The sequence below is a fragment of the Pseudovibrio sp. Ad37 genome, assembly GCF_001623075.1.
GTDB lineage: Bacteria > Pseudomonadota > Alphaproteobacteria > Rhizobiales > Stappiaceae > Pseudovibrio.
The window spans coordinates 19,702-35,727 of record NZ_LMCF01000064.1 but is presented as its reverse complement, the minus strand read 5'-3'; the positions used below and the strand labels follow the sequence as shown (position 1 = coordinate 35,727).

The following is a 16,026-nucleotide window of genomic DNA, read 5'->3' as shown; positions in this document are numbered from 1 at the left end:
CCTTGGTTGGCACAAAGCCAGCAGACGAACCTGCTAGATGAGAGCTGTTCGCCTGCTGGATTTGTGCCAACCAAGGTGGGTCAATTTTAAATGATGATGCCGGATCAATTTTGAACGCTCATTGACAGATTGCGAAAAACATCGAGAAATCATTGTTTTTCGTATACAGGTTCATTCACTCATGGAAGACAGGTCTCAACTCTTAATCGCAGCAACAGAGGCTTTTGCTCAAACCAGCCATTCTCATGCAAGCTCTCATATGTATGAGGAGTTAGCGCTGCAGCACCTGTCATCAGCCACTGCGGCAAGTCGACTGAAGGTAGCACATCTGTTGTGCCCGATCTCTCATGCTCCGGAGGCCGTGATGAAAGCTCTTGCAATTGACCATGACCAGATGATTGGAGAATACGTTGCTCTCAATTCCAGGAGTACCGTTGCCCCTTCACATCCAGCTATTTACTCTGATGAGCTTGTTGAAGATCTGCTTAGTCTCTTCCTGGAGAGCGCACCGATATCATCATACAAAGACCTTTCGGCAAGCTTGAAAGATGCTTCTGCTTCAGATGACGCGGTTGACACACTGACGGAGAATGAGGCGCAGGAACTAACACTTAGGGGGCTAAAATTTGGCCACACCAGTATGGTTGGCCAGCTGGCGCACGCCTGCCGCATGACTCCAGACCAGATCCATCAATGCTGTACGCATTCTTCCCCAGACGGGTTCATTGTCATACTCGTTGGTCTTGGGTTCTCTTCCCGTCTTGTCGATCAGCTGCTCGTACAATTTTGGGGCACACTCATTGAGACGGATCGCATGAGAGACCTGCAAAAGTCTGCTGCTGGCGTTAGCAAGAAGATTGCGCGACAGTTGCTCTGCAGCTGGAGTGGAGAGCCTTCCCAGCCTCGCTATCACACGATTTTTGAGGCAACCGAGACAGTTGCGCGGGAATTCAAAGCCCAGAGCACGTCTTTAACGCGGCCCTCGCACTACCATTCAGAACTTGCGACCCTTAAAGCCTGAGAATAAATCTTCAGGCCCCGGCTCTTTTGGCAGTGACAGGAAGCTTCTGGCCTCCTTATCTTCAACTTCGACAACCCAGAAGTCAGGGTCCATGCGTTCTTCGCGTGTGAGTTTGGCTTCAATTTCCTCTCGTGAAGTCTTTTCCATCAAACATTCAAACTCGCGATCAAGTGGCTTTTCCTCTTCAAAGAAAGACTGTGGCGCAGGACCGTAAAAGTCGTAGGTCGTGTCCAACCGATCAACAATGATGAAGATGGCCCCTGCTTCCAGCGCGCCTTTGCGGCGTATGCCTGCGAAAGCACCTTCCCCGAAGCACCGGCGTGTGTAAGCAGCGACCCAAAATTCAGAGGTTACTCGCATCAAGTTGTCTTTCTTATAGAATTGGTCGCGCTATCAGATCCGTGTGCCACTGACTGTAGCAAGCTTAGAGAAGAGAGCTTCGCTCATTTGCCCGTCTATCTGCAAAGCATTATCGCGTTGGAATGCGGCAATTGCAGAAGCGGTCTGTCCGCCCGGAATACCATCAATTGTAAGCGGGCCGTACCCCAGATCCGCTAGTGTTTTTTGCAGGCGCTTGATGCGCTCAGTCATTGCATCCGTTTGACCGGAGACTTGTGTCAGATTGGAGCCACTTTGCATCAATGCTTCAATTTCCTCAGGACTTGCCCGAGGAATAGGAATCTCAGCTCCTTCAGCAGACGCAGTGTTTGGAGACGGCGTAAACGCGGCAAAGTCCATTGTAAGCCGTGCAAGCAGCGCTTCGGTCACCTGCCCGTTTTCATTCATTGCGCGTTGTCTTTGATAAGCGCGGACTGCCCGTTCTGTCGCGGGACCGAACTGGCCATCCAGGCTGCCTGGATACCCCCCTAAACGGCGCAGTTCCTTTTGCACTTCAGAGACTAACTCTTGCTGCCTCAATCTCTGAGTTGCTCTTACAAGTTCTGAGCTATCTAACTGGCTTTGAGAAACCCGAGTGGCGATCATTGGAGAGGGATGCTTGGCATCTTGCAAAAAGGCAGCGTTCACCGCGATCAGCGATGCCATGCCAACGAATCCTAACAGCACCAGTGTGGAGAGCTTATTCATGCCTGGAGACTTTTTGGAGGCAGCGTTAGCAACAGCAGCATGATCGACTTCGCCATTTTCATAGAAAACACCGTCTTCGTCATAGTCCACATGCATTTGGTAATCACCATCAGGCTGCGTTTGTGCAGACCCCCTACGGGCTCCACCTTTGCTCGCTTTTTTGCCGTTTGGCTTTCGCCCCACCATCAAGTACTACCTCTTTCAACGCAATTTGTGTGTTACCCGAGTACTAAGTCACTACCAGTTTTAACTGATGTCTTCCTGAGAGGTTAGAGATATCGCCCTCACCTCAGCAAGTCCACTTTGAATAGCTCTCTGCCCACTGAGATCCAACATAAAACCTTGGGTTAAATTGGGCTATACTCCGGTTTTCCAGTCCTCCTGTTTCTATCAAGTTTTGCTTAAAAAAACTCTTATGTGCACTTCTGAGTTTTAATTGTGAGCCCCATCTGGTGGTTTTTCAGTTCAATAAGATACCGCTGGGATACTTTTTCTACACCTTTTATTAATCATAGATACGCTTCGCCAGATTTTCGAAAAACGAAAAATAACCATAAATTTCAGTAGTTTACAAATTTACTTAAAATTTGATTCAATTTTATTGAGAACAATATATGATATATTTGAGAGTAAACCCTATAGTTTCAACAAGTTAAACGACTATCTAAAAGTTGTCGGCCTATTCGGCACACTTGAAACCCACGGGCGAAGCCAATGTTCTTTTTGCTTAGAACCACATTTTGGATCGGACTTGTACTGCTTCTGCTTCCAATTGGAACTGGCAGCGATGAGGACGCACCATCTATTGGCATCGTTCAGGTTTACCTTGCAGCACAATCCACCGTGAAGGACCTTGGCGGCTTTTGTGATCGTAATCCCAATGCTTGCGAGATGGGCGGTTCAGTCATCACTCTCGTCGGTTTAAAGGCAAAAGAAGCTGCTCGCTTGACTTACAATTACCTCAGCGACAGTGAGGCAGAAGACCTGCAACACACAAAGTTTGCTGCTCTGCCTTCAGCCCAGGATGCTATCGAAGCTATCCCGTTTGATGAAGTTGCGGCAGGCCAGCTGCTGCCGAGCCTTACAAGCCCATCAGACGAGCCTGCACATTCCGGTACACTTAGTTCAGCTGATCGGGACATTCCATGGCAACTCAATCAAGGCCAGCAACAGAACAGCTCTGCGCAAGCAGATCCATCTGAACAAGGTCTGTTTGCTGAAGTTCAGCCAATCTATGCAACTCCGGTTGCTGCTGTGCCGTTGCCGCGTCCTAATCCGCTTTATTACGGTCGGAATTAAGACCAATCTCCATAATACTGAGCCTTTTATGGCCTATACTCTAGCTTGGAGTGTGGGCCGTTTTATATTTTGAATCCAATCGTATTGCCCCTGACCGAATGGCGCGGTAGAAACGCCTGCAAAACCCTGAGTGAAAGAATAGTATTATGACCACTGCGATCGCTGATATTCTGGAAGGCTTTGAATTCCTCGAAGACTGGGAAGACCGCTATCGCTATGTCATCGAGCTGGGCCGCGAACTTGAACCCCTAACAGATGATGAACGCAGTGAGGAAAACCGCGTTCATGGCTGTGTTTCTCAGGTCTGGCTTTCGAAGAACATTCAGGAAGATACCGATAAAGGCCCGATCCTATTCTATAAGGGCGACAGCGATGCCCACATTGTTCGCGGTCTTGTTGCTATCGTTCTTGCGCAATACTCCGGTGTTTCTGCAAAGGAAATTCTTGCAACGGACATCGAAAGCATATTTGGCAAGATTGGCCTCAAAGAACATCTGACGCCTCAGCGTTCCAATGGGCTGAGTTCCATGGTTCAGCGTATCAAGGATGATGCGTCTGCAGCTCTAACTCTGAATTAGACGCTGCCCAGCTCGCCATCTGAGCATTTTTTGGACCGACAGCACGATTACGAGACGAACCGTAATGTGTCGCAAGTCGGTCTAGTGCCAACCCCAGAACAATCTTGGCCGTTCGTTGCGGCCACTGGCGCTCGCTCTCTACCTGTTTCAGAGACTTCAAGAAACAGCATACATCCATGAGAACGCCGGAGAGTTCCGGTCCGACAGTTGAGAGAGCTCTTTGAAGGCGATCTCTGGCATCGTAAACGCTGTCGGATACGTCACCTACCTTAATACTCGATCTTGACGATCGCTCACTGCGCCAGTTCGATCTAACGGTTCCCCAAAGTAGCGCGTAGGTGAAGTCTTCTCTTAATCGCTCACCTGCTTCAAATTGCAGTTCGGAGATGTAACCTCTCCCTGTTTTGTCTTTTCTACTCTTTAGCCAGGCGAGCGGGCTTTCTGAGTTGATGGTGTTGATCTGAGATTGCTCCGTTTTGGATTGAGTTTCCAATCCTCCTTGGCTCAATTTTCGCCGTAACCAGCTTTTGCCTTCTTTGGTCAACTGGTAGCCCTCCGTGTAGGAAGCAACTAGCGACAGGGCTATTGCACGCGATAAGACAGCTTTAACATCCCCCTCAGGTTCCGCATGTTTCTTTGCAACTGCGAGCCCTTTACAGAACTTGATGAGTTGCATTTCAGATACCGTATCCTCAGGCTGTGTAGGCATCAGATTGCCCTCCTGAGCTCAGAGAAGAATGCATGCGGGCACTGGCAACAGACGCCGACAGCTGGCCCTCTATCTCAGAGAGGACGGCATCAAATCTTGGGTCTTCTCTTAGATCTTCAACAACCTTGCAGGCATGAGCTGCAGTTGTCCTGTCACGACCAAAGACTGCACCTGCTTGGGACAGGGTCATACCCATTGAGACGTGAAGAATATACATTGAGACTTGTCGTGCTTGCGCGGCCTTTGCATAGCCACGAGAAGCAGAGTGAAGCTCCTCAGGCTTCAAACCAAACGCAAGTGCGACATGACCTGTGGCCATCCAGTCCACTGCTGACAGAGGCTTTTGCGACAGTCCAGAATGAACCGAAGACTCCGAACACGGACTCTTGGACATCTTATTTTTCTCCCCCTCAGAAATTCTTGGCATTTAATTACTCCAATGAACTGATTGGTTATCGTCAAAGAACAATTGATTGTTGCCCTAGCGATACTTGGGGGGGATAAGATTGGAACCTCGCGGCCTCAAAACATAAATTTTTCTAAACGACCGGCAGAATTAGCCGATTCTCAAGTGCCGTTTTGGTTTCTCGAAGGCTCTCCGTAAAACCTTATCGAATTACATTTTTGAATTAACTTATGAAACTTGCAGGCGTTTTGAGATCACAACTTAGGAAAGCACAAGAAAATTAGAACTTAAGCTCTAGTGTCAGATGAGCTAGTTTTACCTTTACGGAAGCTGAAACAAGGCGTGCCATGTCACTATGCACAGCACGTGCACCCTTAAGGGAAATTCATCAATAATGGGGGAGTAAGAAATAGCAGAAGGGGAATAAAAAAAACCAGCCCCGAATGAGGCTGGTTTTCTGTCAGGATATATCCTGAAATTACTTAGCGCGTTTACGCTGCTGGCCGAGACCCATTTTCTTAGCAAGCTCAGAACGAGCTGCCGCGTAATGAGGAGCAACCATTGGGTAGTCTGAAGGCAGACCCCATTTTTCACGATATTCTTCAGGTGTCATATCGTAATGCGTGCGTAGGTGACGCTTCAGGGACTTAAACTTCTTACCATCTTCAAGACAGATGATGTAATCGTTCGTGACAGACTTCTTAACTGGCACAGCTGGCTTTAGCGGCTCAGGCTCTGGCTCAGAAAGATCACCGCTGGTTTTCTGCAAAGCGACGTAAACGTCGTTGATCAGCACAGGCAAATCGGCAGAGGCCACAGTGTTATTACCAACATAGGCTGACACGATATCAGCAGTCAGTTCCATCAAATTGTTATCTGCAGGGATCTCGCTCATCTCTAACCTGTCATCTTGTGGATCTAAATTTCGTAGGTATGCTTGTATATTACAGGACTAATACTTCAATCCGAAGATTAAACGTTAGATCCGTACTTATCTCAGCTAAGCTTCGACTCTAAACAAGCAAAAACCATAGGGGGCTTTTATAGAGACAGGAAATAAGGATAACAAGTTAAATTCGGCATGAAAAAGCAGATTTACTATGGTTTTTTGTGCATTGTGATTTAGAAGGACCTTACAGACTTCCAACAAACTTGAGAAATCATAGAAGTAAACTAGATAAACTGCTTGCCGTAATGTACAGGCAAAAGAATGTGACTGTACTGCGTAATCGGCTGTTGGCAAGGCGATGCCGGTGAAACTCGCGTTTCTAGTCAATCGCCTTACCAAAGGGCATTGTCGATTATTTCTGGTGCTCTGACTGCACTAAAGTCCAAAAATCTTAGCTAAAGTCGACATATTATTGCGGAGCTTCAGGCTCTGCAGACTTTTTCGTTACACTCAGCTCATCCAACTTGGTTTCCTTACAGGGTTTATAACCCACCACATAGGCAGCTCGTGCGATGAGATGAGCAGAAACCGGAGCCGTCAACAGAAAGAAGCAGACGGTCGCGACAGCCCGCATGAAATCATCCCACTGTTGTGAGTAGAGACCAAGTGCCAGCACCATCAGGCCGGACCCTAAGGTGCCAGCCTTCGACGCCGCGTGCATGCGTGTATAGACATCTGGTAGACGGTTGATGCCGAGCGCCGCACCGGCTGCAAAGATTGCTCCAATAATGAGCATTATTCCGGTCAGGATGGAGATAACTGCTGACATCATTTCTGCTCCTCCTGTTTTTCCGAATCTTTGATTTCCTGCATAATAATAAAGTCTTTCGCCTGTCCTCGGTTCAAGATGAAGCGTGCGAAGGCAACGGTTGCCAGAAAGCCGACAAGTCCGAGTGCAAGCGAGATATCGATGTAGAGCGTGTATGATGACCCAACACCTACCGTGGCGATCAGACCGATAGCGACAACTACCAATAGATCCAGTCCAACAATACGGTCAGGCAAAGTTGGGCCTTTGATAATACGATAGACAATCAGCAAGAATGTCAGGCCGAGAATAAAGAGTGCAATACTCACACAGGCATACAGGAAATCTGCTGCAAAAGCCTCAAATCCGTTCATCGAAACGCCTCCAAGATCTGACGTTCAAAACCATTCTTGATGCCATCAATTGTTTCTTCTGGGTCTGGTACATTGAGGCAATGCACAAACAAGACCTTTCGATCTTCTGATACATCGACCGATAGCGTTCCCGGCGTCAGTGTGACCATGTTTGCCAGCAATGTGATCTCAAAGTCTTCACTGACTGAGAGCGGCACTGCGATAATGCCCGGATGAAGCTTGATCTTCGGTTTGATGACAATCATCAGCACACGCCATGAGGACAGAACCAACTCTTTGAAGAAACTGCCTGCAAGAATGAGGACCTTCCCTCCGCGTTGAAAGTAATCCCGAAATGCGATTTGCTCCCGGATCAGGAACAGCGCGATGCTGGACAAGATAAAGCCAAAAATCAGATTGAGCGGTGTGAATGAGCCGGTGACCGCCCCCCATGCTGCCGCAAGCAGCAAGTTCATGAGAAAGACCATATTGTTCATCGGATACCTCCAAACACGGAACCGATATAGGCTGTCGGATCAATCAGCGTTTTTGCTCCATTTTCAGTTATGGACATCATGGTTTCCGGTAAGATTCCAATTACGAAGATCAGTGCCGTCAGTATGATGAGCGGTAGCCAGATACTCCACGAAATGTCAGCTGCATCGGAGCTTCTGGCAATGGGAAGAGCTTGAATGCCATCTACCGTGTGTTCGTTGCCACCTCGCCAGAATGCGAAGATCCAGAGACGTCCTACAGCGATGGTCGTAAACAGTCCTGAGACCAAAATACCTGCTGCAACCCAGCCACGACCAGCTTCTAACGCACCTGCTACGAGGAGCAATTTAGCCCAAAAACCAGAAAAAGGTGGCAAGCCTGCCACTGCAAGCAAGAGGATCAAGCCAATTCCGGCCCCCAAAGGCGTGCGGATATAGAGACCACCAATTTCACGTAAGGAAAATGTGCCGCTCATCTGGAACATAAAGGCGACCAGAAGGTAAAGCGCAGTCATAATGAGAACGGAGTGCATGGAGTAGAAGATTGCGCCAGATACAGCAACTTCATTGCCAACCGCGATACCTGCCATCATGGCACCGATGCCGGCGATAACGAGATAAGCCATCAGGCGTCGGATATCTGTTTGAGCCAGCGCACCAAGCGAGCCGGTCAGCATCGTTGCGATTGCGACTATTCCGATTAGTGAGGCGAGCCAGTCACGACCTTCAGGCATCAGCAGAAGCATCACTCTGAGCAGCGCATAAACACCGACTTTGGTGAGCAAACCTGCAAAGATTGCGGCCACTACCAAGCGTGGCGTGTGATAAGAAGCCGGAAGCCAGAAGTTGACCGGGAATGCCGCTGCTTTCATAGCAAATGCGAGGAAGTAAAGGGTCGCTAAGCCAAGCATTGGACCCGAATTATCAAAGGCTTTCAGCTTGCCAGCGATATCCGCCATGTTCAGCGTACCAACCAGCCCGTAAAGCAAGCCAGTTGCTGCAAGGAACAGCGTTGTCGCAATCAGGTTCAGCACTGCATATTTTACGGCACCATCGATCTGCACCTTTTCATTTCCGAGGATCTGCATACCGAAGGATGAGATCAACAGGACTTCAAACCAAACATAAAGGTTGAAGATGTCACCCGTTAGAAATGATCCAGTGACACCGCAGAGCAGCATCAGAAGAAATGGATAAAAACCGTAACGCCGTTCGTTTTCGGCAATTGAGTTCATTGCGAAGACGGCAACACACATGGTTGCTACAGAGGCTGTCAGCGCCAGCAACGCGCCAAGTGGGTCAGCCGTAAAAGCGATACCGAATGGCGGGAGCCAACTGCCCATCACCATTGTCACGACACCGTTGGTGAGGACGTGGTTAAGCAAGCCAATGTTTGAAAGGATCACCAATGCGATTGTTGTGATCGCGATCCAAGGCTGAGTCGCCGACTTCTTGCGGAAAATAATTGAAATTGCACCGCCTGCCATAGTGAGCAGGACAGGAGCAACCAAAAGCCAGTCTGCAAGAGGCACGGCTTCCGTCACCATTGCCGCTGTAATATCAACTGTAGTCTTCGTTGCAGCCATCTACTTAGTACCCCAGCGGCGGTTCAGAATGTTCTTTAGGTTCTGCGACGCGCATATCAAGCAAGTCATCCGTTCCCAGTTCCTGATAGGCCCGGTAGCCAAGGACCAGGAAGAATGCCAGGAAGGAGAACGAGATCACAATTGCGGTCAGCACCAATGCCTGAGGCAGAGGGTTCGCTGTTGCTTCTACTGGGAGATAGCTCTTAAGCGGAATGATTGGCGGTACATCACGTGTGAGACGTCCTGCTGTGAAGATCAAGAGGTTCACGGCATTCCCAAGAATGGCAATGCCCAACAGGATCCGCACGAGTTTGCGAGATAGTAGCAGATAAATGGAACCAGCAAAAAGGATCCCGACCAGAACAGAGAAAAGCGTTTCCATTAGTCTGCCCTTTCTTCCAGAGAAAGAGCGATCGAAGAAATCGCTCCTACCACCACCAGATACACTCCAATATCAAAGAACAGCGGTGTTGACAGGTCAATCACCGTGCCCAAAAACGGGAGAGCAAGCCACTGACTTGTCATTGCTGGTTGACTGAAGAACAGGCTCGGCAACACAGAGACAACCGCGAGGAGCAGGCCTGACGCAGCAATGGACATAGGATGGAACTTCATTGCCCGGCGAACAGCAGAGACACCGCAAGCAATGCCATAAATTGCAAAGGCAGAAACGGCAATCAGCCCGCCGATGAAACCTCCACCAGGCTCGTTGTGCCCACGGAGCAATACGAAGACGGAAAAAAGCATCATCAGAGCAGAGAGATACGGAGCGACCGTTCTGAATATAAGCGTATTCATTAGCGATTTTTCTCCGAGTTCGAGTTTCCGTTTGATTTAGGTCGCACTCGGATAAGTGCAAGGACCGCCAGACCCGTTACCATCACAACGGAGATCTCTCCGATCGTATCGAAGCCGCGGAAATCAACGAGAATAACGTTCACGATGTTCCGACCGTGCGCAATCGTCCGACTGTACTGTGTGAAGAACTCAGAGAGTGTTGGGTCAAACGGCAGTTGAATAATGGACATCAGCAACATGCTGATACCTGCACCACAAAGCACTGACAGGCTGATATCAAATACCTTGCCACGCGATGACCGGGCATCGGTTGGCTTCAGATTCAGGCGGGTCATTACCAATGCAAGGATCACAACCGAGAGTGTCTCAACCATAAACTGCGTGAAGGCCAGATCCGGCGCTCCAAAAAGCAGGTAGATCAGTGCCACTGCAAAGCCTTGAATACCAAGCAAGACAATCGCCGTTACTCGGTAGCGTGCTGTCAACACGGCATAAACGCCAATCACTGCAATCGCGGCAATAAACCACTCATAAGCGTAGAAACTGCCTATACCTTGCAGCTTTGGCCAATTGCCTGTGAGGATCATTGGTACAAACAGCACCAGCGCGATTACGGTAAACGTGGCGCGCATATAGGTGACCATACTGCCAGTTTGAACTGTTTGTGTCAGCGCGGTTGCAAAACGAATGATAACTTCCAGGACCTGGTCGAAGCCCTTATCCGGTCCCCACCCAATGGTGCGCAGAGCATCTGCAACAATCACACGGAGCTTATCCATGTACATGAAGATGATAATACCAAGGGCAATTGTCGCCAAAGACAGGTAAAGCGCTGGTGACAGGTATGTGGGGAACAGATGCAACTCTTCATCAAATGGTGTTCCCAGAATTGCAGAAGTCATTGGTGACAAGAGCTGATGGCCAACTGATGCGATGAATGCACCGGCTGCCAAGCCCAGAACCGCAAGAGTGATTGATCCTGCAACAAGTAGGACTGTTCCTTCATGAGCAACTTTTGGTGTTTTCACCTTGGCGCCGAAGAACGGTTTAATGGCAACGGTTGCAGCCAGAGCAAACATCATCGCGTTGCCCAGTACGGCGAAGCCAGTCCAAAGCCCGCCGTTCACAGCGTGCCATGTTCCGTCATAAAGAACTTCTTTCGCAACAAAGCCGACCAGAGGTGGCAAACCTGCCATTGACAACGCAGAGAGAACCGCAGCAGTACCGGTGATCGGCATCAGTGAGAACAAGCCCCCTACTCTGTTCAGATCGCGTGTACCAGATTCATGGTCGACGGTTCCGACCACCATAAACAAAGAGCCCTTAAAGAGTGAGTGCGCGAACAGGTATATAACGGCGCCCTGAATCGCCACCGGATCGGATGTGCCTGTCAGCATTACCAGCAGGCCAAGAGACGCAACAGTTGTGTAGGCCAGAACAAGTTTGAGGTCGGTCTGCCGAATGCCGAGAATGGTGCCGACGAGCAGTGTGATGCCGCCAAAAATCGGAAGTACGGTCATCCAGAGTTCTGTATCTCCCAAAACCGGATGCATGCGCATGAGCAGATAGACACCGGCTTTCACCATGGTGGCAGAGTGCAGGTATGCAGAAACAGGTGTCGGAGCTTCCATTGCGTTTGGAAGCCAGAAATGGAACGGGAACTGAGCAGATTTTGTGAAAGCGCCCAGCACCACCAAGATGAAGATCGCGGTGTAATATGGGCTTTCGCGTAAAACGTCACCAGAATTAAGCAACTCACTCAACTCAAAACTACCGCCTTGGTAGCCAGCTAAGATCAAACCAGCCATCAGAGCCAGACCACCGCCGCCTGTCACAACAAGCGCTTGCACAGCAGAGCGGCGAGAGGCGCGGCGCAGGTGGTCAAACCCGATCAACAGGAAGGACGTGATAGACGTCAACTCCCAGTAAACGAAGAGTGTGATGACGTTGTCAGCAACAACAACACCCAGCATGGCCCCCATGAAGAGGAACAGGTAGGACAGAAACTGCCCAAGGTTCTCATGGCCTTTCAGGTATCCACCTGCATAAAGCGTAATGAGCGTTCCTATTCCCGAAATCAGAAGTGCAAATAAGACAGACAGGCCATCCAGATAAATCGAGAAATTTACGTTGAAGGTGGGAACCCACTCCAAGCTCGCCTTGAATGTTTGCCCCTCGGCAATGCCTGGCACAATTGAAAGAAACTGTAGGAACGCCAATGCAGGAATAACAGCGAGAAGCCACGCAGCATTGTGTTTCAGAGTCTTTGCCAGAAAGGGACTAAGCGCAGCGGCAACAAACGGGCCTAATAACGCCCAGAACGTTGCCTCGACACCGAATAAAGGCATGTAGCACTCCGTAAATTTATTAGTGTGGTTAACCTATAAGACCGAGTCGAATTTGCCAAACACGCTCCCCCGACCACTCCAAAGACATAATCTGCCCACCCATGCAGGGCAAGTTCATCACATTCTAGTTTTGTCAGGTTCCAATAAACTTTAACCTCACCTAATTGTAACTTGCCTTATAGGCATTGGCTGTTTGTTTATGTCTTGGTAAACTTAACATGGCCCTACCATTGAGCCCGGTGAATAAGGATTTCTATCATGTTTAACAAAAAATCACCTAAGGACATGACCGAGTCGGAATGGCGGGAACAACTGACCTCTGAGCAATATCGTATCCTTAGGGAAAAAGGTACCGAACGGGCCTTTACAGGCCCTTATTGGAATACCTTTGAAACAGGCACCTACAGCTGCACAGCATGTGGCTCTAAGCTATTCAAATCAGACACAAAATTTGATGCAGGTTGCGGCTGGCCAAGTTTCTTTGAGGCGGTCTCTCCCGATGCTGTGACAGAACATAAAGACGCTACGCTTGGCATGGTGCGCACAGAGATTTGCTGTGCAAGTTGTGGAGGACATCTCGGACACGTTTTCCCTGACGGCCCACCACCAACAGGACTTCGCTACTGCATGAATGGTACTTCGATGACATTCACACCTGACACGTAGTTTTGATCAAATCCAAGATAGGTGTTACCGCGAGGCAAAAGAGCGACGTTTTGAAGCTGTGGAAGAACAACTCTAATTACATTGAAATAATATTATCTGCTCTCTTCGAAAGACATATGAGCATGAAAATTATCGGTGTAAAAAGCTTCAGGTTCAAATTTATACCTTCGATTCAGCGCATATCTTCTCAGGGATAAGTTTTAATCGGGAACTGGCTTTATGCTCGTTCCCGATTAAAATGCTGAAGAATAGAATTCAGATTTCAAAATCATAAGCGTAAACTCAGTCAGGTATAATGAAAAAGTCAGCTCCACCAAGCGCGCAGATGCGCACTCATGAAACCAGCCATCATGGTTTTACTCGCAACGAGCCTTATGCCTGGCTGCGCGCAGATAATTGGCAGGAGGTAATGCGAGACCCCACTCTGCTTGATCCTGAGATCCGTGCCTACCTTGAAGCAGAAAATGCTTATACCGAAAACGAGATGGAAGACACTGAAGAGCTGCAAAAGGCACTTTTTGCAGAGCTTAAAGGTCGGATCAAAGAAGACGACAGTTCAGTTCCTTCTCCTGATGGTGAGTACGCCTATGCGATGAAGTTTGTTGAAGGTGGCCAACACCCCAAATTTGTGCGCAGCAAGCGTGATGGAAGCGATCCTTTCGTTCTTGTCGATGGCGACCTTGAAGCTGACGGTAAAGCGTACTTCAAATTTGGCGGTGCATCTCATAGCGATGACCATAGGTATCTGGCTTGGGCTTATGATGACAAAGGCTCCGAGTACTACACACTGAAAGTGCGTGACACGACAACAGGACAGGATCTGGAAGACACCATACCAGACACCGGTGCAGGCGGCGTTTGGTCTACGGATGGTCAGTATCTGTTTTATGTTCAGGTAGACGCAAACCATCGCCCTTCCAAGCTCTTCCGCCACAAGCTTGGTACAACACCGTCTGAAGACGTTCTTGTTTATGAAGAACAGGATACAAGCTTCTTTGTTGGGCTTGGCAGAACACAATCCGGACGCTTCATTTGTGTTGGTTCAGGCGACCATGAAACCACAGAGGTTTGGCTTATTCCTGCAGACGAACCTTTGGCAGCCCCTACGTTGGTTGCCAAGCGTGAGACTGGCGTGGAGTATTCCGTTGAAGATAATGGTGACCGCCTGCTGATCCTGACCAACGCTGGCGAGGCTGAAGATTTCAAGATTGTCAGCGTACCGCTCGTCGCTCAGCTTGCTCTTCCGGGCAAGTCGCACTGGGTTGATCTGATTGCTCATAAGCCTGGCCGTCTGATCCTATCGCACGATGTTTACAAGGATTATATGGTGTGGCTTGAGCGCGTTGATGGCTTGCCACGCATTGTCGTCCATCGTTTCATCGATGGTATTTCACACAGCATTGAATTTGATGAAGAAGCCTATAGCCTCGGTATAGCCTCAGGGTTTGAATATAACACCACAACCATCCGGTTCACGTATTCTTCCATGACAACACCAAGCGAGGTTTATGACTATGACCTTGCTACGCGCGATAGAGCGCTGCGCAAGCGGCAGGAAGTGCCATCTGGTCACGATGCTTCTGAGTACATTACGCGCCGCCTGATGGCTCCTTCACATGATGGCACACTGGTTCCGGTTTCTCTGCTCTATAAACGCTCGACAGTTCTGGATGGAAGTGCTCCTTGCCTGTTTTACGGTTATGGGTCCTATGGCCTTTCAATTCCTGCCAGCTTCTCCACCAATGCCCTGTCGCTTGTTGATCGCGGATTTGTTTATGCGATTGCGCACATTCGTGGTGGCAAAGACAAAGGCTATGCCTGGTACAAGAACGGGCGTCGTGAGTTCAAGAAGAACACCTTTTATGACTTCATCGCAGCCTCTAAGTTCCTGGCTAGCGAGGGCTTCACCTCTCACGATAGGATCGTTGCCCACGGCGGCTCAGCCGGTGGCATGCTGATGGGTGCATGTGCAAACATGGCACCTGAGGCTTTTGCTGCAATGATTGCTGAAGTGCCATTTGTGGACGTGCTAACCACCATGCTCGACGATACGTTGCCGCTGACCCCGATTGAATGGCCGGAATGGGGTGATCCGATCCGCGATAAGAGCGCATATGGATATATCGCCTCCTATTCTCCCATCGACAATGTGGAAGCGAAAGACTATCCAGCGATCTTCGCGCTTGGCGGCCTGACTGATCCGCGCGTTACCTATTGGGAGCCTGCCAAGTGGGTTGCAACACTGCGTGAGAAGAAGGCTAATGATAGCCTGGTGATGCTGCGCACCAACATGGATGCCGGCCACGGCGGCGCATCTGGTCGTTTCGATCGCTTGAAAGAGGTCGCCTTGGTCTACGCCTTTGCCTTAAAGCAGACCGGCAAGGCCTAACCTAACTTCACCAAGTGATGTAAAAAGGCGCCTCAAACGGGCGCCTTTTTTAATTAATATAGCTGCAAGTTTGCCTTAACCTTATTCTCAGTTCAAAAACTCCGTTAAGAATACTGGAACCAACATAGGACTAAGATTATTTGGTCGAATGAGGAGCTTTAACTCCTCTTGGCGCTCAATGTTAAAGACATAAACAACAAAAAAGTCTGGAACATCCTGTGCGTGCCATTCTGGTTATCTTGCTTCTTATCTTTATGCTTCCTGCGTCTACAGTCGCTCAGGTCAACAATAAGCTTTATCCGTTCAATCATCTGATCCCGAAAGACTTGCGGTCGGCGCCGCGGATTTATGGGTCGCAGTATGATTGTCGGATCAGGGTGAAAGAGGACGGGGCGGAGAATGTTTATCAGGCGTTTGTGACCGGGTACTTCAGCGATCCCAGCCGCAATATCTCCAGCGTTGCCTGTTTTCGGACAATGAAGAAGTGTCAGGCTTATCTGAATTTCATGCGTGGGTATTTGGAGCTTACGCGCAGTGCCAGTTGCCAGCATGGGTATTACAAAGGACTTTTTGGCTGGTTTTAAAATACACTTTTG

The 16,026-nt window shown here is 49.2% G+C and carries 18 protein-coding genes; 6 read left to right on the top strand and 12 right to left on the bottom strand.

Going from position 1 to position 16,026, the window contains the following annotated elements:
• The first annotated feature begins 364 nt into the window (after positions 1-364).
• Positions 365-1,021: a hypothetical protein gene (locus PsAD37_RS11585; RefSeq protein ID WP_208991836.1), complete on the top strand. Its 657-nt coding sequence runs from the start codon at positions 365-367 to the stop codon at positions 1,019-1,021.
• Here the strand turns inward: PsAD37_RS11585 and PsAD37_RS11580 are convergent.
• A complete protein-coding gene (locus PsAD37_RS11580; protein WP_063293245.1) occupies positions 995-1,381 on the bottom strand; it encodes a DUF1491 family protein in 387 nt (128 codons plus the stop codon). The genes PsAD37_RS11585 and PsAD37_RS11580 overlap by 27 nt on opposite strands.
• A 33-nt stretch (positions 1,382-1,414) precedes the next feature.
• Positions 1,415-2,293, bottom strand: coding sequence for a peptidoglycan-binding protein (locus PsAD37_RS11575; RefSeq protein WP_063296273.1), 879 nt, complete (start codon positions 2,291-2,293; stop codon positions 1,415-1,417).
• 528 nt (positions 2,294-2,821) lie between these two features.
• Here PsAD37_RS11575 and PsAD37_RS11570 point away from each other — a divergent pair.
• Both PsAD37_RS11570 and PsAD37_RS11565 read left to right on the top strand, forming a co-directional pair.
• On the top strand, positions 2,822-3,406 hold the full coding sequence (locus PsAD37_RS11570; protein ID WP_063296272.1) for a DUF5330 domain-containing protein: 585 nt from the start codon (positions 2,822-2,824) through the stop codon (positions 3,404-3,406).
• A 146-nt stretch (positions 3,407-3,552) separates the two neighbouring features.
• On the top strand, positions 3,553-3,984 hold the full coding sequence (locus PsAD37_RS11565) for a SufE family protein (protein ID WP_063296271.1): 432 nt from the start codon (positions 3,553-3,555) through the stop codon (positions 3,982-3,984).
• Here the strand turns inward: PsAD37_RS11565 and PsAD37_RS11560 are convergent.
• The 10 genes from PsAD37_RS11560 to PsAD37_RS11515 all read right to left on the bottom strand — a co-directional run bounded on the left by PsAD37_RS11560 (position 3,947) and on the right by PsAD37_RS11515 (position 12,375).
• A complete protein-coding gene (locus PsAD37_RS11560) occupies positions 3,947-4,693 on the bottom strand; it encodes a DUF6456 domain-containing protein (protein ID WP_063296270.1) in 747 nt (248 codons plus the stop codon). The two genes, PsAD37_RS11565 and PsAD37_RS11560, sit on opposite strands and share 38 nt — an antisense overlap.
• Positions 4,677-5,087: a helix-turn-helix domain-containing protein gene (locus tag PsAD37_RS11555; protein ID WP_063301929.1), complete on the bottom strand. Its 411-nt coding sequence runs from the start codon at positions 5,085-5,087 to the stop codon at positions 4,677-4,679. Before PsAD37_RS11555 ends, PsAD37_RS11560 begins: the two co-directional genes overlap by 17 nt.
• Positions 5,088-5,577: 490 nt before the next feature.
• The gene (locus tag PsAD37_RS11550; RefSeq protein WP_008549808.1) at positions 5,578-5,994 is read right to left on the bottom strand and encodes a MucR family transcriptional regulator; all 417 of its coding nucleotides are present in this window, start codon (positions 5,992-5,994) and stop codon (positions 5,578-5,580) included.
• 463 nt (positions 5,995-6,457) lie between these two features.
• The gene (gene mnhG, locus PsAD37_RS11545) at positions 6,458-6,820 is read right to left on the bottom strand and encodes a monovalent cation/H(+) antiporter subunit G (RefSeq protein WP_084403760.1); all 363 of its coding nucleotides are present in this window, start codon (positions 6,818-6,820) and stop codon (positions 6,458-6,460) included.
• Entirely contained in the window at positions 6,817-7,170 is a 354-nt protein-coding gene (locus PsAD37_RS11540; protein WP_063296268.1) for a cation:proton antiporter, read from the bottom strand. The genes mnhG and PsAD37_RS11540 overlap by 4 nt, the downstream gene beginning before the upstream one ends.
• Positions 7,167-7,646 carry a Na+/H+ antiporter subunit E gene (locus tag PsAD37_RS11535; protein WP_082827139.1) on the bottom strand — a complete coding sequence of 160 codons (480 nt, stop codon included), beginning with the start codon at positions 7,644-7,646 and terminating at the stop codon, positions 7,167-7,169. The genes PsAD37_RS11540 and PsAD37_RS11535 overlap by 4 nt, the downstream gene beginning before the upstream one ends.
• Positions 7,643-9,229 (bottom strand): Na+/H+ antiporter subunit D, encoded by a 1,587-nt coding sequence (locus tag PsAD37_RS11530; protein WP_063296267.1) that lies wholly within the window; start codon positions 9,227-9,229, stop codon positions 7,643-7,645. Before PsAD37_RS11530 ends, PsAD37_RS11535 begins: the two co-directional genes overlap by 4 nt.
• 4 nt (positions 9,230-9,233) lie before the next feature.
• On the bottom strand, positions 9,234-9,611 hold the full coding sequence (locus tag PsAD37_RS11525; RefSeq protein WP_063296266.1) for a Na+/H+ antiporter subunit C: 378 nt from the start codon (positions 9,609-9,611) through the stop codon (positions 9,234-9,236).
• Positions 9,611-10,027 carry a Na+/H+ antiporter subunit B gene (locus PsAD37_RS11520; protein ID WP_057465865.1) on the bottom strand — a complete coding sequence of 139 codons (417 nt, stop codon included), beginning with the start codon at positions 10,025-10,027 and terminating at the stop codon, positions 9,611-9,613. The genes PsAD37_RS11525 and PsAD37_RS11520 overlap by 1 nt, the downstream gene beginning before the upstream one ends.
• Positions 10,027-12,375, bottom strand: a complete 2,349-nt coding sequence (locus PsAD37_RS11515; protein WP_063296265.1) for a putative monovalent cation/H+ antiporter subunit A — start codon at positions 12,373-12,375, stop codon at positions 10,027-10,029. Before PsAD37_RS11515 ends, PsAD37_RS11520 begins: the two co-directional genes overlap by 1 nt.
• 258 nt (positions 12,376-12,633) lie before the next feature.
• Here PsAD37_RS11515 and msrB point away from each other — a divergent pair, with 258 nt between their 5' ends.
• The 3 genes from msrB (at position 12,634) to PsAD37_RS28730 (ending at position 16,014) form a co-directional block, all read left to right on the top strand.
• Complete coding sequence (gene msrB, locus PsAD37_RS11510; protein WP_063296264.1) at positions 12,634-13,041, top strand: peptide-methionine (R)-S-oxide reductase MsrB; 408 nt, start codon at positions 12,634-12,636, stop codon at positions 13,039-13,041.
• A gap of 295 nt (positions 13,042-13,336) precedes the next feature.
• Positions 13,337-15,430 carry a S9 family peptidase gene (locus PsAD37_RS11505; protein WP_063296263.1) on the top strand — a complete coding sequence of 698 codons (2,094 nt, stop codon included), beginning with the start codon at positions 13,337-13,339 and terminating at the stop codon, positions 15,428-15,430.
• A 218-nt stretch (positions 15,431-15,648) separates the two neighbouring features.
• Positions 15,649-16,014: a hypothetical protein gene (locus PsAD37_RS28730; RefSeq protein WP_208991835.1), complete on the top strand. Its 366-nt coding sequence runs from the start codon at positions 15,649-15,651 to the stop codon at positions 16,012-16,014.
• Positions 16,015-16,026 lie beyond the last annotated feature (12 nt).